The sequence below is a fragment of the Haematospirillum sp. H4485 genome (assembly GCF_012102745.1).
Taxonomy (GTDB): domain Bacteria; phylum Pseudomonadota; class Alphaproteobacteria; order Rhodospirillales; family Rhodospirillaceae; genus Haematospirillum.
The window spans coordinates 1-18983 of sequence record NZ_JAAVSY010000013.1; the positions used below are offsets into that span (position 1 = coordinate 1).

The following is an 18983-nucleotide window of genomic DNA, read 5'->3' on the forward strand; positions in this document are numbered from 1 at the left end:
ACAGCACCAGACACCAACAAAACCAGAAAAACCAGTCCCTCAGCGTCGGGACGCACCTTCTAAGCCCCAATCCAAAAATCGTCAACACAATTCCTTAAACAAAACAAAAAAAATTCAAGGGCTACACAAAACACCTGGACCGACGATCAGCCTGCTATCACAGCATCTTCGCTAACATCCATTTCGGGAGAGACGGCAATAGCATCCTTCACCAGACCGGCATTGGCCCTGATAGCCTGCTCAATCTCAGCAGCCATACCTGCATTGTCGCGCAAAAACTGCTTGGCATTCTCACGCCCCTGCCCGATGCGGGTTGAACGGTACGAAAACCAGGCACCAGACTTTTCAACAAGCCCAGCCTTCACACCCAGATCCAGAAGCTCTCCCGTTTTGGAGATGCCTTCGCCGTACATGATGTCAAAATCAATAACCTTAAAAGGTGGGGCAACTTTGTTTTTCACAACCTTGACTCTAGTCTGGTTGCCAACAACTTCGTCACGATCCTTAATCTGGCCTACGCGACGAATATCAAGACGCACCGATGCGTAGAACTTCAACGCGTTCCCGCCAGTTGTTGTTTCGGGGCTTCCGAACATCACCCCGATCTTCATCCGAATTTGGTTGATAAAGATAACGAGAGTATTGGACCGGGCAACAGAAGACGTCAGCTTGCGCAGAGCTTGACTCATCAGGCGGGCATGCAGCCCAACATGGCTGTCACCCATTTCCCCTTCAAGTTCAGCCCTTGGGACAAGAGCGGCGACAGAGTCAACGACAAGGACGTCGATTGCACCGGAACGAACCAAGGTATCTGCAATTTCTAGCGCTTGCTCTCCGGCATCGGGCTGAGAAATAAACAGTTCGTCTGGATTTACTCCCAGTTTGCGAGCATAGACAGGATCCAGGGCATGCTCCGCATCAATGAAAGCGCACGCCCCACCGACACGCTGTGCTTCGGCAATAACATGCAGAGCCAGCGTTGTTTTTCCAGAACTTTCCGGGCCATAAATTTCTATGATCCGGCCACGGGGCAAGCCGCCTATGCCAAGGGCAAGGTCAAGACCCAGGGAACCAGTCGATACAGCCTCTATATCTGCTACAGAGTTATTCTGGCCAAGCCGCATGACAGATCCCTTGCCAAAAGCACGTTCGATCTGAGCAAGCGCGGCGTCCAAGGCTTTTTGTTTATCCATGGTGTCCCTGTCAACAAGATGGAATGCGGTTTGAGACATCTCAATCCCCGTTTATTTCACAGCTGGGCGATACCTGCAATGCGAAGAATGTACATGTTTTGTTCTTCTGCGCAAGAGGAACAAAACATCAGACAGAATTTACACTCTCTCTTCGACGAAGAAGGACAGCATGAACACGCTCCGCCAACTGCGTCAGGGAGAATGGTTTTGGAAGAAATGAAAACTCTGTTGAGTCCGCGATGCCGCCACCGGCTGCTTCTTCAGAATAGCCGGAGATAAGAATCACCTGAATCTCGGGCTTTTCTAACTTTACCCTGCGCGCCAATGTCGCACCATCCATCCCAGGCATGACCATGTCAGTAACCAGGAGATCAATATCCAAGTCATCGGCCAGTTTCTCCAGCGCCTGCTCCCCGCTACAGGCTTCAACAACACGATAGCCCTTGTTACGAAGCGCACGTGATGCAAAAACCCGAACAGCATCCTCATCTTCCACCAAAAGAATTGTCGCGCTTCCGGATAGATCCTTTGCTACAGCCTGTCGTTGTAGCGTCGCGGTTCCGCCCCTTCCAATATCTGAGAGTTCAGCTTCTTCTATAACGGCATTGTCTGCACAAGGCAGATAAATGATAAATCTGGTTCCCTGCCCGACACTGGAATCCACAAGGATTACGCCGCCTGTCTGACGAACAATTCCATAGACTGTCGATAAACCAAGACCCGTTCCTGCTCCAACGCTTCCTGTCTTTGTCGAGAAGAACGGTTCAAAAATACGGGCGAGGTTCTCTCTTGAAATACCGGTCCCTGTATCAGAAACAGTAATAACCGCGTATTCTCCGGCAGAAAGACTTTCTGCACCAACAACCATGGCGCTATCAACCATCTCACGTCGCGTTTCTATACTCAGGCGGCCCCCGCCCGGCATTGCATCCCTGGCATTGACGGCGAGGTTGATGATCACTTGGTCCAGTTGCCCTGGATCAACCCTGATCGTCCCAACATCTCGCCCAAGGCGGAGCTCAAGATGTATGCTTTCCCCCAACAACCGTCGGAGGAGATGACTGATCTCGGTCAGGGCATCGGTAACCAGAACCTGGCGAGGTCTTAAAGGCTGTTTCCGTGAGAATGCCAGCAGTTGACGCACCAAGTTAGCAGCACGATTGGCATTTTGCTTGATCTGCATCAGATCGGCAAAAGATGGATCACCAGCCCCATGCCTCTGCAACAGCAAATCACAGAAACCAATCATCGCGGTCAGCAAATTATTAAAGTCATGAGCAACACCACCGGCAAGCTGCCCCATGGCCTGCATTTTTTGTGCCTGGGCAAACTGTATTTCCAGATTACGGTGGGCGGTATTGTCGAAGAAAAAGGCCATAAACAAAGCCCCTCCCAAGGGGACAATGCCGATAGAGGCTGCCTTGTCGGGGCATTTGCAGAAGTGTACTTCACGAGCCATGTTGGCATCAGCACCGCCATCCAGCATGGCGTGTTCAAACAGGGCATCCCATGCAGCACGGTCATCCTCTGCCAACACATTGCGAACAGCTGTTTCTTGCAAAGTCGAAGCATCATACCCGCACAGACGCAGGAAGGCTTCATTGGCATCAGTTACAACGCCTTCAACATCGACAAGACACAACCCTACGGGAAGAGAGGCGAATATAATACGAAACCAATGGCCTACGGGAGAGCAGGACAAGTCTGTTGCATGAGCCTGACGCATGACGACACTACGCGTACGTGTTTCTCCGGCATCGTCAAAAGCTACCTGCTCCACCATTGCGGAAAAAATATTCCCGGTGCGGTCACAAAAACGGAGCACACCGCTCCACGCTTCCTCGGCATCCGGTCGGCTGCCATCAGCCAAAATACGGGACAAGGGCATGCCCAAAAGTTCATTCACACTGTAACCAAGCCAGTCGGCAAGACGCTGGTTCACAAAGCGCAGCTGCTCGTTGGCATCAACGGAGTACAGTCCTGCTGGCATAAGATATAGAAACTCGGCCTGAACATCACGATCACGACGCAGTATATCTTCTATGGCACGGTGCGCTGTAACATCCTGTGCCGTCCAGATCACTCCTCCATCACAAGGCGATGTCATGGGCGCTGGACAGACCCCGATACGCCACCATTCCGCAAGCCCGCGTTCACCCTGTAGCATAACGTCCACATTTTCCGGAATCCGACGCGCCACCGCAGAGATCAAACGCTCCAAAGCACCAAACGTTTCCTCATCTGCGCGATCAATGCGCCGGGCCAACTCAGCATCTGGCTCACTCCCTCTCCAGAAAGTTTTTGCACGGCTATTGGCAGCCAGCACATGACCGTTGGAGTCCACCATAAGCCGGGCAACGTCATCAGCCTCCAGCAAACACCTCAGGCATCCTACATCACGCCGCAAACGCCGGATGTAAAAGACGAGACTGCACGTGGCCAAAAACAGTATGTCTGCAGCCAGTACATAAACCCACACAAAATGCAGATTGTGCAAGATGGTCACAAGGTCTGTCCTCTTTCTTCTGCAGCGACACGATCTGCACCCTGCCCGGAACGCCTGCCACGACCTGTAAGCCCTGCCCGCTTCAGCTTCATGACATACCCAATGACTTCAGCCACAGCCTTGTAATGCTCTGGCGGGATCTCCTGGTCCAGCTCCACAGCCGAATACAGCACGCGCGCCAACGGGGGGTTTTCCATGATCGGGATATCATGTTCCTCAGCAATGGCACGAATACGCAGGGCAAGGCTGTCCACACCCTTGGCGACCAGTTTCGGGGCAGGCATTTCATCCATCTCGTAACGTAAGGCCACCGCATAGTGGGTCGGGTTTGTGATAACAACACTGGCTTGAGGAACCGCTGCCATCATGCGCTGCCGCGAACGCTGCAGCCGCATCTGCCTGATCTTGCCCTTGATCTGGGGGTCACCCTCCGTATCCTTGTGCTCGTCCTTGACCTCCTGCTTGGTCATTTTCAACTGCTCGCGATGCCGGTAGCGCTGCCACCACCAGTCTGCTGCGGCAACAAGCGAGAACGTCACCACGACACCAGCCAGAACAAGAACCAGCAGCGTATGCAGATTCTCCATAACCACATTAGGATCCAGAGCCATATAAACCTCTGGGGTAGCCAGATGCGGTACCACCAAGGCAAGCAATACAGCCGTAACCAGGATGATCTTCAGTACACCCTTCGCCAGCTCAAAAAGCTGATTACGGGAAAAGATACGACGGAACCCACTGATTATACTGATGTTTGATAATTTTGGCGCGATTTTCTTCGGCGTAAAAACAAGGCCATATTGAAGAGTTCCAGACAGAACCGCTGCCAAGAATGTAATGGCAAAAACAGGCGATAAAAAAATAATACCTTTCAGGATCGCGTGCAGAAACCACATTCTGAAACCTTCCGGATCCAGTGAGACCGCATGCACACTGGCCAGAAGACTGCCAAGATGCTTTTTCAATTGCCCGGATAACCAAGGAGCCAACATGGCCACCAAGGCCAGTGCCGTCACCAGCATCAGCAGACTCTTGATTTCCTGGGATATGGCAACCTGCCCTTCCTGTCGGGCACGCTGGAGCTTTCGCTCGGAAGGCTCCTCGGTCTTGGATTCCTTGTCTTCGTCTTCCGCCATTCCGGACTCAGCCTGCGGTAAACGTCATGAGAACATCCTCCAGATGACGCAGGAACCACATCATCAAGGCTGGCACTGTAACCCACAATACCCCAAGTCCGAACAGGATCTGAACAGGCAGGGCAACGAAAAAAACGTTCAGCTGTGGCGACAGGCGGGACATCAATCCCATCGAAGACTGGAAAACAATCCCGAAAACAATGAAAGGCATGGCCATTGACAGGCCAAGCAGAAAGCTTTTTGCCAGAATATCCAGCCACGTTGTCAAATGATCTTCGGCAACCGGGTTCTGTCCCACCGGAAACAAGGCATAGGAATGATAGAGAGCCTGCAACATCAGATGGTGTAGATCCATCACAAAAATGCTGACCAGCGCAATTGTCGTCAGCATACCAATAACAAGTGCGCCCTGCGATTCCGTAACAGGATCAAACACCATGGCATTCATCAGCCCGGAGTTCTGACTGATGGAGGTTCCGGCCAGATGGATGGAAGCTGTCACCGCCTGCCCGATCAGTCCCAGGAAAATACCGTAAAAAACCTCGATGATGATGAGAAAAGCCAGAGGACCAACAGTGGCGGGTAACGCAGGAAGAACAGGTCCCAGAACAGGGGTCATGATCAATGTCACGCCAATGGCCAGAAAGAGACGAGCCTGGACATTGAAATAACCAACCGAAAAACCCGGCATAGTTACCATCATGCTTCCGACACGGCAGAATGTCAGCAGCAGATGGAACGTATTCAGACCAAGGAATTCCGAGAGCGTCACAACGGAGTCTCCAGCCAAGCCTGATCAGGGCAGCGAAATAATCAGATCCATAATTTGCTGGGTAAACTGCGTGATATGACGCAGCATGAAAGGAAGAAGAAAGATGACCGCACCAAACACAATCAGCATTTTGGGGACAAAAACAAGCGTTGCTTCCTGCAAGGATGTCAAAGCCTGAAACAGGGAAACCAGAAGACCGACAGCCAAACCAACCAAGAGAACTGGTGCAGCAATAACAATCATGACCCATACGCTGTCACGGGCAATATCAAGAATTTGCGTCTCATTCATCGGAACGGATCCAGAAAGAAAATGACGCCACTCAGATCGGCATCTTCAAGATTTCCTGATAGGCAGACACAACACGATCCCGGATTGCCACCACGGTATTCAACGTTGTCTCGGCATTACTGACAGCCAGAACCACATCACGCATATCAGCCTCCCCGGCAATACCCCTCAGGCTGACAGCCTCTGCCGTCCTTTGAACCTGTACAGCCTCCTTCAGAGAAGACCGGACCATATCGCCAAAAAGACCATTTTCGGGTGATGGAGCCCCCACAGAAGAGGTTGCTGTACGAACAGTCTCGGCTGTTTCCGTGGCCGATCCCAGAACCTGACGGGCGGCTGTCCGGTATGCCTGTATGGCGCTGGAAATAGAATTGGTCATGGCCGTCATCCATCAAACGCCACTACTGCAAACAACAACATCACCGGAGAAGATCCAAGGTCTTGCCCAGAAGATCACGCGATATGCTGATTGTATTCAGGTTGGCCTCATAAGACCTCTGCGCTTCCCGCAGGTCCATCACTTCGATCAACGGATTGACATTCGGGGTCATGACATACCCCTGCTCATCCGCCCCCGGATGCCCGGGATCGTACTTCCGCCCAAAATCGGTCATGTCACGATCGGTACGATCAGCACGCACTGTATCCACCTCAAGGGATGGATCAAGCTGGTTGCGAAATTGAAGGATCTTGCGCCGGTACGGTTCGCCACCCGGGGTTTTGGCCAAAGAATCGGCATTGGCCAGATTTTCCGAAATCACACGAAGACGCTTCGCCTGGGCTTTCGCCCCAAACGAGGCGATCGACGTCGCTTTCGAAAGGTCATCCATATCCCATACCCCCTACACCACAATCGCGCCTGACAGACAGCGCAGGTGCCACATCCCTCACGTCAACGCTGCCCAAGCGCAGACTTGATCATTGTCAGATTCTTCTTGATCAACTGCAAGGCCAGATCATACTGGGACCGCCCCTTGGCCATCTTTTCCATCTGTTCCTCAAGAACAACGGGATTGCCGTCAATGGAGCGCTCCCATGTTCTACGTACAGCAACCTCGCGATATGGGCCAAGATCAGGCAGGGCAGCTCCCATGTGGGATGGGTTGGTCATGGTCGGCTTGACAGATGGCTCTGTTGCATCAAGGACCATCTTCCCGAAATCAACCTCCCTTAGGTCTTTAGCCTTGAATTTCGGGGTATCCGCGTTTGAAATGTTCTGGGCCAGAACGCGCTGACGCTGGGCAAGCCAGTCCATCTTTGCACGGGCCATACGAAACAACGATAACTTGGATGTATCCATAATTCCCTGTCCCTGCCGTACGGGGCATACAGTCTAGGCTACCCGCTCACAAGTAGCCTCAGGTGTGCAGACATGATCCAGCCCACCCCTTTAAGAAAGAGTAAAGACTGGTTCATAACACCCCCGGAATACCGGGACATAGCAACCTAGCGACAAGCTAAACGATTTTTTAAGCGCCGCCCCCACATGATGGGTCTGTCACTGAATGGCCACAAGGCCGATGGGCTTGCTCAGAGTGGAAGGAAATACCCGGTGAACACCGGCACCCCCAAACCACCACCGGAGTCCGGATCCGGGTCAAACCAAGACGGCAACGCGTCCGCAAACACACAGTCCGTCGCCGTCGCTGTGGATCATGATCCGTCTGTTGATGCAGTTCCCAAGGTTGTTGCATCAGGGCGCGGATTCGTTGCGGACCAGATTCTGAATATTGCCTTCGCAAGCGGCGTAAAAGTCCGACAAGACGCCGACTTGGCCCAAATTTTGTCTGTGGTTGACCTAGATTCAGAAATTCCGACCGAAGCTTTTGCTGCCGTGGCGGAATTGCTGGTGTATGTCTATCGAGCAAACGGGACCTATCCTCTTCTCCCTACGGCACCACACCTCGGAGGAGCAATGCCATGACGGCTCCACCCCGCCCCCCGGTTCCGGGTATCCCTGACAGTGCCGTGTTGCGTCAGGAGCTGCGCCGCATCGGAGACATCCTCTTCCAGGCACGCTCTTCCGTTTCAGATGGTATCCTTCCTCGCCTCGGGGATCTGGAGCACATGATACGAACAGCGTGTAAGTCTATACACTTGATGACAAAAGATGATGCCCGTGGTCTCCGACCGATGATGGAAGCTCTTTTTTATGATCTCGATGCTCTTGAAACTGAGATGCGCAACCGATTCGGAGATCTTGCGCTCCGCCCCGGTGTTCAGCCCGGCAACAAACCGACACAAGCCGTAACCGTTGGTGCCGCATACCGTCATGCGCAGAAACTGCATATACCTCCAATGGGGAAAGAACACCACCACAGTGATACCGTCACACACCGGCAGAGTGATCCGGCAACCCACCCTGCTCGCTCTGTATAATGTTTCTTGTTTCTGATCTCTTCCAGGCCCGATGACCGCATCCCATGGACACAGACTTTTATCTTCGGCCTCTCCTTGCCCTTTTTCTGGTTATCGGCATGATTTTCATGGCGGGTGCTGTTGTGCGACGCATCAGCCCAATACGCTCGTGGGCTGGAAAACGGTCTGCCCCAAGCCTGGAAATTACGGAACGCCTGAACCTGGATGCTCGCCGGCAGCTTGTGCTGGTCCGGCATAATGATCGTGAACACCTCATCCTTCTCGGAAACACCAGTGAATTGTTGATTGATGCGGGCCAAGCAGCACCAAGCTTCACAACGACAGAACAGGAAGCCGCGCAAGATACCATTTGTGCAGACCCCTTGTTGCCAGAGCCTGAGCCGGAGAGAGTACGATGAGAAACAGGCCTTTCAGCATACCGGGCAAGGCAATGCTTTTGTTCCTGTTCCTCATACTTCTGATGCCACACGAGGCCGTTGCCCAGCAAATCAACCTTGATTTCGGGCCATCCGGGAGCGGATCAACAACAGCGACCATTGTTCGGTTGATTTTGCTGATGACAGTGCTGACACTGGCACCGTCTTTTTTGCTGATGGTAACCTGTTTCACACGACTGATTGTTGTTTTCTCTGTCCTGCGGAATGCCATGGGAACAGGAACAACGCCTCCCAATCAGGTTATGGCCAGCTTGGCTTTGTTCATGACCATTTTTATTATGCAGCCAACCCTTGAGACCGCATGGAAACAAGGGATGGAGCCAATGATGAACGACCAGATTGACGAATTCGAGGCATTTGACCGTTCTATTATGCCCTTTCGCCTGTTTATGGTCGAACACACACGCCCCAAGGATTTACAACTTTTCATGGATATGGCCAATCTTGAGCCGGTAGAAGGGCCGGAACAGACACCGCTACGGGCCCTGATACCAGCTTTCATGATCTCGGAACTTCTGCGGGCTTTCGAGATCGGATTCCTGATCTACCTTCCGTTCATCATCATTGACATGGTCATTGCCAGCGTGTTGATGAGCATGGGCATGATGATGCTGCCGCCCATGATGCTGGCCCTGCCTTTCAAGCTTGTTTTCTTTGTGCTGGTTGATGGCTGGCACCTGCTGGTTGGCTCTCTTGTCCAGAGCTACGGAATCCTGCAATAGAACAATTCTCACACACGACCTGTCGCCTGGAACACAACAATGTGCCAGAATGCGCACCCCGTGTTTTCCAAACTGAATGAGAAGACCTATGCTGGATAATCTGGATCGCCAGATTCTGGACGCACTACGTGCTGATGCCCGTGAACCGACCGCAGCCTTGGCCAGGCGGCTGGATGTGTCACGCAGTACCATCCAGCACCGGATCAAACGCCTTGAGGAACAAGGTATTATTGAAAGCTATACAATTCGTCTGGCTGATGACTTTTCCCGGCGCATGATACGGGCACATGTCCTGATCAGCGTATCACCCAAACATGCGGCGCGAGTGTCCGGCGGAATAAAGCCGATGATGGAAGTCAGGGCTCTCCACGCCATCAGTGGTGCATTTGACATGATTGCCGAAGTTGCTGCCGAAACAATGGATGCCCTTGATACAATCACAGACCGCATCGGCAGCATCACGGGTGTAGAACGCACACAGACCCTTATCCTGATGTCGACGCGCTTCTCCCGTTAACAGACAGAAGGCGTGCCACAGCCTCATATCAGTTAATTGTACTAAGCCCCATACTCTTCAGCTTCTCTTCGTATCCAGCCATGAAAGAGCGGAAGTTCTCGGCTTGCCGAATGCGCCCCGACACTGTCCTGTAGTCGATCAACCCGCCTTCGGGGGTGGTCGTGATCAGGTCAAAGGCTGTGTGATAGGATGTTTTCTTCATGGCCGGCATATACAATTTACGCAGGTCCATGATGCCGCGCTCATCCTGAGCCAAGGTCAGGGCCGTGGCCCAGTCCAGCAGCAACCTGGCTTGGGTGTCGGTCAGGACAAGGCCGCTCTCTGGCTCCGGCGTCAGCTTCTCAAGGGTCTGGGCAACAGCGGGCCAATTCTGCTCTTTCCAGTAAATCTCCGTTCGCAGCAAGTCTGCCTCGGTTGATGTATCAAGCCCCAGAAGGTCAATGGCCTCGGTTCCCCGCCCCATGTCCGACAGTGCCCGAGCCAACAGCCGTTGTCTTTGGGCTTCCAGTGGTTCTGGCGTAGCCGGATCTGCTGTTTTCAATAAAGCCTCAACGGCTTTCTGTGGCTGCTTGTCCAGCAAATTAACCAAAGCAAGCCGGGCACCAACCCGGCTTTTTTCGACCCCGCCCAAGCGATAGGTCACCTGACGGTCCAGAAGGGAAGCCGCCTGGGACAACAAATCAACCCCCACCAATCGGTCAGCCAGACGACGGATCATTTCATCGCCTTTCTCGCCAGTGGGCGTCAATTCACGGAATTCATCATACAGGGCAATGGCACCGACCGGACTCATGCTGTCCGCTGCCCCCTTGAGAAACAGGGACTCAAAAGCATCGCGCATACTGGCTGTTGCCTTCTCTGCCTCGCGATAATCCTGAAAGTACGTGGCGGCCTGCTGCCAGATACGCAACGCTTCGCCATAGCGCCCACGATCACGCTCCAGATCCCCCAGAGTCATCAGTAAGTTAAATTCAAAAGCGCCGCCGCGCCATGCATAACGAAGACGCTCCAAGCCATTGACAAGGGTTTCGGTGTCAATTTCCTCTATCTTCTTCTGTAACATCAACCTGTCGTACGAAGCAACGGCGCTATAGTACCGATCGCCTGTTTCGACGGCGTCAGCAAAGCGCTCCAGCGCAATCTCGAAATTCCCCTTCGACTGCGAAAGCTTGCCCTCGATGTAGTTGATGGCAGCAAGTTCACGCTGGGTATTGTGGTCAGACCGGGCTGCTGTCAGGAACGTATTGGTTCCAATTTCATCACTAACACTGACCGTAGCTTTGGCAGCCGTAAGTGCCAGCGGAATTTTCACGCGCTGGGGATAATTGCCGATAACCCCCCCATAAGCCCGCAATGCCTGCGCCTGCAAACCTGGATCTCCCATTTCCACCTGCGCGGCGGCACGCCAGAATGCCGCCTCTTCCACACCCTTCAGACTGGCGTGCTCCAGATCTTCTATGGCTTCAGGGTAGCGTCCCATCAAGAACGAGGACACCCCACGCAAAGCGCGAAATGCGCCCGTGTTGACGATTTCCTTGTCATCATCAGCCAGCACCTTGAGGATACCCAGCGCTTCGGCCGCACGTCCGTGCGCAAAGAAGAACCTGGCCAAGTCAAGCCGGGCATTATTGCGCCGTGCCGGTGGCGTGCTGGCAACGGCAATTTGCAGCTGCTTTCTATTTTTCGAGAAGTCCTCTTCCGGTCCATGCATCCAAGCATCAATATCCAGTACCTTTTTGAAGTCTGTCTTGGTGCCAATGCTGCTTAACAGTTCAGCCTGGGCAAGATCAGGCGAGAAGGTCAGACCACCACGGGCTGTTACATCAACCCCGTTCCGGGTGGAGTTCACAACAATACGATCTGACTTCGGCTCAACCAGAATGCCCTGCACGGTGACAGGAATATCGACGTCCGGGAAACTATAAGCTGGGAAAATCCCGATCCCCAGAGGAACCAGAGGAACAACAATAAAACGATCGCCCACTTCCGGATCTTCCAGCACCATGGCACGACCACCTTCGGCCACAGGCACGAACAACCGGGGACCAACCGGGCTTTTAGGCTGAGCCTCGACCGAGGTTGGATTGGCCGGTCGCCACGGCTGACGCAACAGATCAACAACCCACAACAAGCCTTCACGGCGTACCGATGGATTATAGCCCGGCTCAACCAACATGCGGATTACCGTAGCGGAGCGACTAGGAATTTGCTCAATCTCGCGCACAACACCACTACCCAGACGGCGCAACAAACCCAGATCCATCTCCTTGGGGCGATCAAAGACGACCCATGTCCAGCCGCCACGCCGAAAAACGGCAGCCGCTGCCGGCTCATTCCAGGGGAATGAGAGACTGGCGGCAACAGGGGCATCCCCACTGCGCCCCTCCTCTACCTGGACGAAATCAGAGTCTGATGAGGAGGGCGGAGGAGGAGGAGGAGCAGGCTTGGCCAGTCCCAGCCTATCTCTCATGGCCTGCTCCAAAGCCTGGACAGCAGCGCTGGGCGGTGGAGGAGGTGTTGTGGTCGCAGAGGGAGAGGCTGCCTCGGTATCGGTTGCAGCCTTGCCAGCAGGTGGACTAGCCGCCGCTTCTGTTGGAGGTGCATTTGCAGCAGGGACGTCCGGTGCTGTTGCCGCTGCCGCCGAATCAGGCGGGGATGGAACAGGAGATGTCTCTCCCCCTGTTTGCTTGACATCAATCAGAACACGCTTGCCATCCGCTGCCGTCATCAACGTTGCACGCGGAGGAACCGGAACGGTTATCGCCAGACGTCCACGTCCTTCTTCTACGGCGATACTTTTCAGGGACTCTGGTAAGGCAGATCGCAACGACGCAATATCAATCGTTGCCGTACGCGAAAATGTTACTGTTGTCTTACCGTCACCACGCTGCACGGTATAACGCTGCCGCTGTGGCCAATCCAAGGCAATACGGGTAATTCCCCCCGGTTCGCTGGAGACCGACACCTCCACACCGCTGGACTTGATACCAGATACAGATTCAGGGGGCGCAGGCTGCACCGGCGATGGCCCACGGTCTGCCTCTGCGGGTGGTGATGCTGCAGGAATAACAGGAGGGGAGCCCCCCCCTGCTCCTGCGGGGGAAGGCGACACTTGAGCAGTAGCGGGCTGCACAGGCGGTGGTTTCGCACTACTACCGGCTTGTTGTGAACCTGACTTCACATCCTTGGAAAAATCAACAGCAATAGCCGTACCGACAGTTAGGACGCGCACTGACCATGGCTCTTTCATAACCATGGTGACAACCAACGTGTCCGGGGACAGTGAAACTGAGTCAACATAGGACCGGATAGGTTTGATCACGGAAGACGGATCTTTTTCCACCGGTTTGTCAAAGGTCATGGTCGCGGTTGTACCGGAAACCGAAAGATTGTATTTAACGGGAACGCCCCAATCAAAAACCAGACGACCATAGGTATCGTGCAACCCTGCCCTGGTTTCAAAAGCCTGGACCGCAGATGATGAGCCAAACGCCAGCAACACCGCCACCAAGAAGAGCGGGGCCAGAACTGCAGCACACCATCTCCACGCGGACATCATCGCCTGTTCCGCTCCGGTAGAATGAGGATATCAACCGGTTGCACAGCATCTGCTGGAACCACCGCAACCGGACGAGCCCCCCCATAACCAACAAGACCAAGATCGCCGGGGTATCCGGCAGACCGCATGGCCTGTGCAACAACACGCGCACGGGCCAAAGACAAGGTCCACGCCACAGCAGACCCCGTTTGTCCTCCATCTGCTCGCCCGGCAATAACCAAACGGTTATCCAGACGAGATACAAGGTTCGCAACTTCTGCCAAAATATCCGATCCACCCGGTGCCGGAACCGCCTCCCCAGCCAGAAACAGAACCTTCCCCGGCAATGATAATACAAGCTGATCATCAGACATGGTCATTACCATGCCGTTAAGACGGGGTTCATTCTGAAGCGTTTGTCCGATAAGGGCACGGAGATAGGAAATATTTTGTCCAGGAGAAACAGCAACCTGCACCATGGAAAGGTCAGGGCTTGTTTCAGATACCTCTCGAATCACCAAGGGTGCTGGTCGGGTTGATATGCCATCAACCAAAGAACGCAGATAACGGAGATCAGGGTTCCCCATGGCGTACAGCATCACAAAAAAGGACAGCAAAAGCAGGATAAGATCTGTGAACGTATAAATCCAGACGCCGGATGATGTGCCAATATCCTTTGATAACGCAGAGTCTGTGGAATACGGTTCCCCATCTTTGTACCCGGCCAAGGCTCACCCCCCATCAGGCATCAGACGGAAGGCTAGGACAAGATCACCTTCCTTGCCAATTTCCTCGCCAACAACAAGCTGGGACAAAGGCATGCCACGAGCTGTCGCAAGACTGGCAAAACCAACCACACGCTGTTCAGCCAAAAGCACCTCTCCAACCCGGTCCATAGCGGAAACCTGGATCAGGACACTCATCTCGCAAGAAAATCCAGCAGGGGGAGATGACAGTACGGCAACCAAGCGATCCAGAAATGCCTGACGTTCAGACCGGAATGAAGCTTTACCCGGCTCAAAAAGGGACTCGACAGGAAGTACTGCCCTCAGGGTATCAGCGCTAACATATTGAATAACCGGAAGAACCCGTAAATCCGTCGTCAGAGCCTGTGTCAGCGCAGCCTCGAAAGAACGCGCACTCGACAACCAGCGACCATGCCGCCCCGTAAAGGATCCCCGATCAGCCAAGCCATCATGATGACGAGAGTCAGAGAAGGCCCGTACGACACCTGACAGGACAGGTGTTGCACGATGACTGTCATAGCGGGAAGAGGAAACCAGAATAATGAAGAAACCAAGTAGCAGCAGCGATAAAGAGAGGAACAGTGTCGTGGTACCACTCAACAGAACTGAACGACGGGAGGATGCATCGACAGAATCAGTCATTACGGCCCAGCCACTCAGGTCCGCTTGGGACCCGTACCGTGAAGCAGAGAATCGATATCCCCCTGTTTCATCGCATCCCCATCCAGCTGTGGACCATTGAGCAAGGCATCATCCCCCTCGTTATCACCAACAGCAGATGCACGGGCACGCCCCCTGTTCCCTGCCTGCTGAACCGACTCAGCCGCTGCCGCATCACGTGCAGCAGCAAGGAGCTTGGGATCGAATGCCTTGACCAGACTTTCGACCCGCTCCTCAATGCTCTTCAGCATACGAACAACTTTTGTGATGCGCTGCCCTGTCAGATCCTGAAACGAGCAGGCTTCGTATATCATTGTCGCCGCATCCATGAGCCGGGAGCCCAAGTCTTCGCTGACAAGACCAGAAACCTCCTCGACCGCTTCGGTCGCATCCATGATGGAACCCGTAGCATTTTCGGTAGACTGGATAATCGCATCCAGTTCATCCGTTGCTGTAGGGAGAAACTCTTCCCGGATATCGGTGGGATTAAGGGCCGCAATCTCTGACCGAGCCTGACGTATGTACTGGGCCAGCTGCTCTACCTCTTGGTAAAGCCGCATATCCTCAGCAGACAACTCGCCGGAAAGGGTATCCAGAATATCCGCAACGACACCGCCAATATTGTCGACGGGCACGGCAACGCCGTGAGCCTCGCGGATTCCTGCAATACGGGAAGCAACAGCACGATGAAGGCCGCTGTCCTGTCCAGACGACGGAGCCTCTTGAGAGGAAGGGTCACCGACCATGATCATGGGCCTCCGGTCTGAAATCCAGAATCAGGACGGCGCGCCGGGACAACCTCAGAAATCGCCCAGAACGCTGACCATCTTGGCCTTCAGCGTTTCAGCATTGAAGGGCTTGACGATGTAGTTCGAGACGCCAGCTTCCTTGGCTGCGATAACGTTCTCGGACTTGGACTCGGCCGTGACCATGATGAAGGGCAAGGCCTTCAGCTTGGGATCAGCTCGAACTTCCCTGAGGAGCTGGAGTCCAGTCATGGGCTCCATATTCCAGTCCGAAATGACCAAGCCGTACGTTGGCCCGCTTCGAAGCTGGGACAAAGCCGCGCTGCCGTCGGACGCCTCATCTATGTTGCTGAAGCCCAGCTGCTTCAGCAGATTGCGGATGATGCGAAGCATCGTCTTGTAGTCATCCACAATCAGAATGTTCATGTCTTTGTCGACAGCCATCTCACACTCCGTTCATGACGGCCAAACGGGCAGCCACAGCGATCTCCAGAACATCTTTCCCATTGTTACTAAAAGACTCAACCCCTTGGACGCAACATCTTTCCAACCATACTTATACCCAACACATAACGGAACCCATATTTACTTGCCGGGCTCCCCTTTGCCAGGGGCAGGAAGCTGGTGCCGGCGGCTCATCTCCATTGTCACAGCCCGCGCCTTCTCTGGCTCCATCGCAGCAAGGATAGGCGCTGTCTTGGCTTCCTTCATGTTCTCCATGATAGTCAGAAGAATGCCCATTTCCAGAGCATTGAAAATACCGGCCGCATCTTTTGGCTTCATAGTGGCATAAATCTTGACCAGCTGGTCAATTCTGCGCTTCTCGGCCTCGTTATGACGATTCAAGAGCTGGTTGATTGTCTTCTCCAGGTTCTGTAGCTCGACAATTTTACGATCTATGCGTTTCTCTGCTGCCTTCAGCATGCCATCGCGGGTATCCAGCTCTTTTTCTCTACGGTCAAGAAGTTCACGCCGTTCCGCCAGCCTCTGGAGAACATCAACCTCTGTGCGCGTAAATGACGGCCCTCCACCACCCTCAAGATCGGACAGGGACGAGGGCCCGGATCCTGCTGTCTGAGCGACAGCGGAACCAATGTGAATACCCAGCTCTTCTGCTGGACTCGGGACAGGGACAGCCCTTGTAGCAGGCGATTCTGCTATGCGGGGCAAAGAAATGTCCCTGCCCGGTTGGCTGGCCCGGTCAAAACCAGCCCCAATATCGTGCCACAAAGACTCCAGCCGCACGGACAACATCAAAACCGCCACAAAAATGACCAGTGGCAACAGGCGAATCCGTGGGGTTCTGAGTCCAGCCATACCCTGCCCCCTCAACGCACCGACCTGAGGGCACGCAGAAGCTCCTTCTCGGCTTCAGACCGGTCATCCTCCCGGGGTATCGGTGCGTGCTTTCTCTCTGATTCAACGCGCTTGGGGGGAATAGCAGCTCCGACCCCCTCTGTTGCTGTCAAAGCACTCCCCAAAGATGGGGGCTGGGATACAGCCAAACCAGACTGGTCAACCGGACGCACATCAGGCATGACGTAGGAGTCGTCCCGAACAATCTCTGCGGCTGATGGTGCTCTTGCAACAGACGTCTTTTCGGCATACTCCGCAGCAGCAGCAGCGCTCTCAATATCAAGCTGAGCCGGGGGAGGAACACGGGCTCCGGATGCAGACAACCCAGCCGCAGCAGCAGCAGCGGCAGCAGCGGCAACAACAGACTCAGCGGCCGCAACAGGATCAACCGGCGGACCTCCCGGAACAGAATTCCCGGAAGCAGGGATAACAGAAGACAGAGCACGCCCGGCCTTTTCCTTTGCTGTACGTGCAGCTCCATCAAGCCGCTCTGCCATTGCAGAAGCACGTTCCACCATGAACGCAAGGTCATCACGCAAGACCTGTGCTCTTTCAATCTTCTCTTGCAGAAGACGTCCTGCATCTTCACCGGCCTTGCGCAGGCGGGGAATACCACTCTCGGCCCTTACAGTCGCTTCATTGAAAGCAGCAATCAGACGCGCCAGATCCTCACGGTTCCGGCGTAGTGAGGAAAGCCTGTTGTTAAGAAGGACGGCAAACACAATCGTTGGCACCAGAAGCAAAACAACCAGCACATCGAGGATCAGCGCAACGTCCATGGCACTACCTCCTCTGCTGCCTGATTTTGGAATCAACCCGGATCGAGATGTGGTTGCCCCTGCGCCCCATTTGCCCGGAAAACATGGGAATATCGCCACAACGCAACTCAACAGGAGAATTAGGAGCTGCATTCAGCATAATCCGGGACCCCACTTCCAAGTTCAGGATATCGCGCAAAGACATGGTCTGTTCATCCAGAACAGCCTCCATCTCGACCTCGGTAAACCACATCTCTTCAGCCAAGTGAGTTTCCCAGATCGAGTCACGACCGAACTTTTCCCCCATGAACATCTGCAACAGGAGCTCACGGACAGGCTCCAGGGTCGCATAGGGCAACAGAAGCTCAACCCTGCCGCCGCGATCCTCCATATCGATTCGGAGTTTGGCCACAATCGCAGCATTGGAAGGTCGGGAAATGGTTGCAAAACGGGGGTTTGTTTCCAGGCGATCAAAACGAAACGTAACCGGTGACAGCGGGTCAAAGGCCGCAGAAAGGTCGGCCAGAAGGACGTGAATCATCCGCTCGACCAAGTTGCGTTCAATGGTCGTATAGGGGCGCCCTTCTACACGCATGGCAGCTGTCCCGCGGCGCCCACCCAGAAGCACGTCAACAATGGAATAAATCAGGGCGGAATCAACCGTCATAAGGCCGTAGTTATCCCACTCTTCAGCCTTGAAAACAGTCAGCATCGCCGGCAAAGGAATAGAGTTCAGGTAATCGCCGAACCGAAGATTATAAATGTTGTCGAGGGAAACCTCGACGTTATCAGATGTAAAATTACGCAACGACGTAGACATCATACGCACAAGTCGGTCGAACACCACCTCCAGCATTGGCAGGCGTTCGTACGACACCAAAGCGGAATTCAGAATAGCCTGAATACCCGTCTTGTCGCTTCGCTCGTCGTCGGAATCATCAAAGCCCAGAAGACTGTCGATTTCATCCTGGTTCAGAACACGTGTACTTTCACGCCCCGAGGAAGAGCTGGCTGTAAACTCAGGCTTTATTTCGGTCGCAACTCCGCCGCCACCTTCCCCGCCACCCAGCATGGCCTCCCATTCGGCGGCCATCGCATCGGCGTCATCCCCTTCTTCTCCACCACCTCCGCCGCCGCCACCGCCGCCGCCGGACATGGCTTCCCATTCCTTCATAAGGGCTTCTTCGTCTTCGGCGGTCCGATCTGCATCCTGAGGCGCGGTCATC

The 18983-nt window shown here is 54.1% G+C and carries 21 protein-coding genes; 5 read left to right on the forward strand and 16 right to left on the reverse strand.

The features are described 5' to 3' along the window. Positions 1 to 146: 146 nt before the first annotated feature. From recA to flgB, 8 genes are all read right to left on the reverse strand, one after another. Positions 147 to 1232 (reverse strand): recombinase RecA, encoded by a 1086-nt coding sequence (gene recA / locus HEQ61_RS09370; protein WP_168021123.1) that lies wholly within the window; start codon positions 1230 to 1232, stop codon positions 147 to 149. Positions 1233 to 1320: 88 nt separating this feature from the next. Next, the gene (locus HEQ61_RS09375) at positions 1321 to 3699 is read right to left on the reverse strand and encodes an ATP-binding protein (RefSeq protein ID WP_322099240.1); all 2379 of its coding nucleotides are present in this window, start codon (positions 3697 to 3699) and stop codon (positions 1321 to 1323) included. Continuing rightward, complete coding sequence (flhB, locus tag HEQ61_RS09380) at positions 3696 to 4835, reverse strand: flagellar biosynthesis protein FlhB (protein WP_168021121.1); 1140 nt, start codon at positions 4833 to 4835, stop codon at positions 3696 to 3698. Before flhB ends, HEQ61_RS09375 begins: the two co-directional genes overlap by 4 nt. A gap of 7 nt (positions 4836 to 4842) precedes the next feature. Next, a complete protein-coding gene (gene fliR, locus HEQ61_RS09385) occupies positions 4843 to 5607 on the reverse strand; it encodes a flagellar biosynthetic protein FliR (protein ID WP_168021119.1) in 765 nt (254 codons plus the stop codon). Between the two features lie 24 nt (positions 5608 to 5631). After that, on the reverse strand, positions 5632 to 5898 hold the full coding sequence (fliQ, locus tag HEQ61_RS09390; protein WP_168021117.1) for a flagellar biosynthesis protein FliQ: 267 nt from the start codon (positions 5896 to 5898) through the stop codon (positions 5632 to 5634). 31 nt (positions 5899 to 5929) lie between these two features. Then, positions 5930 to 6277 carry a flagellar hook-basal body complex protein FliE gene (locus HEQ61_RS09395; protein WP_168021115.1) on the reverse strand — a complete coding sequence of 116 codons (348 nt, stop codon included), beginning with the start codon at positions 6275 to 6277 and terminating at the stop codon, positions 5930 to 5932. A gap of 40 nt (positions 6278 to 6317) precedes the next feature. Beyond that, positions 6318 to 6728, reverse strand: a complete 411-nt coding sequence (flgC, locus tag HEQ61_RS09400; protein ID WP_066131760.1) for a flagellar basal body rod protein FlgC — start codon at positions 6726 to 6728, stop codon at positions 6318 to 6320. Between the two features lie 62 nt (positions 6729 to 6790). Beyond that, on the reverse strand, positions 6791 to 7198 hold the full coding sequence (flgB, locus tag HEQ61_RS09405; RefSeq protein WP_168021113.1) for a flagellar basal body rod protein FlgB: 408 nt from the start codon (positions 7196 to 7198) through the stop codon (positions 6791 to 6793). 252 nt (positions 7199 to 7450) lie between these two features. Here flgB and HEQ61_RS09410 point away from each other — a divergent pair, with 252 nt between their 5' ends. The 5 genes from HEQ61_RS09410 (at position 7451) to HEQ61_RS09430 (ending at position 9953) form a co-directional block, all read left to right on the forward strand. Further along, entirely contained in the window at positions 7451 to 7822 is a 372-nt protein-coding gene (locus HEQ61_RS09410) for an EscU/YscU/HrcU family type III secretion system export apparatus switch protein (protein ID WP_415877256.1), read from the forward strand. Then, complete coding sequence (locus HEQ61_RS09415) at positions 7819 to 8277, forward strand: hypothetical protein (RefSeq protein WP_168021111.1); 459 nt, start codon at positions 7819 to 7821, stop codon at positions 8275 to 8277. Before HEQ61_RS09410 ends, HEQ61_RS09415 begins: the two co-directional genes overlap by 4 nt. Before the next feature lie 44 nt (positions 8278 to 8321). Then, entirely contained in the window at positions 8322 to 8675 is a 354-nt protein-coding gene (locus HEQ61_RS09420) for a flagellar biosynthetic protein FliO (RefSeq protein ID WP_168021110.1), read from the forward strand. Continuing rightward, positions 8672 to 9436, forward strand: coding sequence for a flagellar type III secretion system pore protein FliP (fliP, locus tag HEQ61_RS09425; RefSeq protein WP_168021108.1), 765 nt, complete (start codon positions 8672 to 8674; stop codon positions 9434 to 9436). The genes HEQ61_RS09420 and fliP overlap by 4 nt, the downstream gene beginning before the upstream one ends. Before the next feature lie 88 nt (positions 9437 to 9524). Beyond that, positions 9525 to 9953 carry an Lrp/AsnC family transcriptional regulator gene (locus HEQ61_RS09430; RefSeq protein WP_168021106.1) on the forward strand — a complete coding sequence of 143 codons (429 nt, stop codon included), beginning with the start codon at positions 9525 to 9527 and terminating at the stop codon, positions 9951 to 9953. Between the two features lie 28 nt (positions 9954 to 9981). Here HEQ61_RS09430 and HEQ61_RS09435 read toward each other — a convergent pair whose 3' ends face one another. From HEQ61_RS09435 to fliM, 8 genes are all read right to left on the reverse strand, one after another. Beyond that, positions 9982 to 13512, reverse strand: a complete 3531-nt coding sequence (locus HEQ61_RS09435) for a tetratricopeptide repeat protein (protein WP_168084783.1) — start codon at positions 13510 to 13512, stop codon at positions 9982 to 9984. After that, a complete protein-coding gene (locus HEQ61_RS09440; RefSeq protein WP_168021102.1) occupies positions 13509 to 14219 on the reverse strand; it encodes a flagellar motor protein MotB in 711 nt (236 codons plus the stop codon). The genes HEQ61_RS09435 and HEQ61_RS09440 overlap by 4 nt, the downstream gene beginning before the upstream one ends. Before the next feature lie 3 nt (positions 14220 to 14222). Next, positions 14223 to 14879 carry a hypothetical protein gene (locus HEQ61_RS09445; RefSeq protein ID WP_168021100.1) on the reverse strand — a complete coding sequence of 219 codons (657 nt, stop codon included), beginning with the start codon at positions 14877 to 14879 and terminating at the stop codon, positions 14223 to 14225. A gap of 14 nt (positions 14880 to 14893) precedes the next feature. After that, positions 14894 to 15643, reverse strand: a complete 750-nt coding sequence (locus tag HEQ61_RS09450; protein ID WP_245183235.1) for a protein phosphatase CheZ — start codon at positions 15641 to 15643, stop codon at positions 14894 to 14896. 54 nt (positions 15644 to 15697) lie between these two features. Then, the gene (locus HEQ61_RS09455) at positions 15698 to 16087 is read right to left on the reverse strand and encodes a response regulator (RefSeq protein WP_066131784.1); all 390 of its coding nucleotides are present in this window, start codon (positions 16085 to 16087) and stop codon (positions 15698 to 15700) included. A gap of 141 nt (positions 16088 to 16228) precedes the next feature. Next, complete coding sequence (locus tag HEQ61_RS09460) at positions 16229 to 16960, reverse strand: MotE family protein (RefSeq protein ID WP_168021098.1); 732 nt, start codon at positions 16958 to 16960, stop codon at positions 16229 to 16231. A gap of 11 nt (positions 16961 to 16971) precedes the next feature. After that, on the reverse strand, positions 16972 to 17778 hold the full coding sequence (locus HEQ61_RS09465) for a DUF6468 domain-containing protein (protein WP_168021096.1): 807 nt from the start codon (positions 17776 to 17778) through the stop codon (positions 16972 to 16974). A 4-nt stretch (positions 17779 to 17782) separates the two neighbouring features. Then, entirely contained in the window at positions 17783 to 18982 is a 1200-nt protein-coding gene (gene fliM / locus HEQ61_RS09470; protein WP_168021094.1) for a flagellar motor switch protein FliM, read from the reverse strand. Between the last annotated feature and the right edge of the window lies 1 nt (position 18983).

Bases quoted from the DNA above. Each gene is read 5' to 3' on its own strand.
- recA (WP_168021123.1), bottom strand. From the start codon at position 1,232: ATGTCTCAAACCGCATTCCATCTTGTTGACAGGGACACCATGGATAAA.
- flhB (WP_168021121.1), bottom strand. From the start codon at position 4,835: ATGGCGGAAGACGAAGACAAGGAATCCAAGACCGAGGAGCCTTCCGAG.
- fliQ (WP_168021117.1), bottom strand. From the start codon at position 5,898: ATGAATGAGACGCAAATTCTTGATATTGCCCGTGACAGCGTATGGGTC.
- HEQ61_RS09395 (WP_168021115.1), bottom strand. From the start codon at position 6,277: ATGACCAATTCTATTTCCAGCGCCATACAGGCATACCGGACAGCCGCC.
- flgC (WP_066131760.1), bottom strand. From the start codon at position 6,728: ATGGATGACCTTTCGAAAGCGACGTCGATCGCCTCGTTTGGGGCGAAA.
- flgB (WP_168021113.1), bottom strand. From the start codon at position 7,198: ATGGATACATCCAAGTTATCGTTGTTTCGTATGGCCCGTGCAAAGATG.
- HEQ61_RS09415 (WP_168021111.1), top strand. From the start codon at position 7,819: ATGACGGCTCCACCCCGCCCCCCGGTTCCGGGTATCCCTGACAGTGCC.
- HEQ61_RS09420 (WP_168021110.1), top strand. From the start codon at position 8,322: ATGGACACAGACTTTTATCTTCGGCCTCTCCTTGCCCTTTTTCTGGTT.
- fliP (WP_168021108.1), top strand. From the start codon at position 8,672: ATGAGAAACAGGCCTTTCAGCATACCGGGCAAGGCAATGCTTTTGTTC.
- HEQ61_RS09430 (WP_168021106.1), top strand. From the start codon at position 9,525: ATGCTGGATAATCTGGATCGCCAGATTCTGGACGCACTACGTGCTGAT.
- HEQ61_RS09435 (WP_168084783.1), bottom strand. From the start codon at position 13,512: ATGATGTCCGCGTGGAGATGGTGTGCTGCAGTTCTGGCCCCGCTCTTC.
- HEQ61_RS09445 (WP_168021100.1), bottom strand. From the start codon at position 14,879: ATGACTGATTCTGTCGATGCATCCTCCCGTCGTTCAGTTCTGTTGAGT.
- HEQ61_RS09450 (WP_245183235.1), bottom strand. From the start codon at position 15,643: ATGGTCGGTGACCCTTCCTCTCAAGAGGCTCCGTCGTCTGGACAGGAC.
- HEQ61_RS09455 (WP_066131784.1), bottom strand. From the start codon at position 16,087: ATGGCTGTCGACAAAGACATGAACATTCTGATTGTGGATGACTACAAG.
- HEQ61_RS09460 (WP_168021098.1), bottom strand. From the start codon at position 16,960: ATGGCTGGACTCAGAACCCCACGGATTCGCCTGTTGCCACTGGTCATT.
- HEQ61_RS09465 (WP_168021096.1), bottom strand. From the start codon at position 17,778: ATGGACGTTGCGCTGATCCTCGATGTGCTGGTTGTTTTGCTTCTGGTG.
- fliM (WP_168021094.1), bottom strand. From the start codon at position 18,982: ATGACCGCGCCTCAGGATGCAGATCGGACCGCCGAAGACGAAGAAGCC.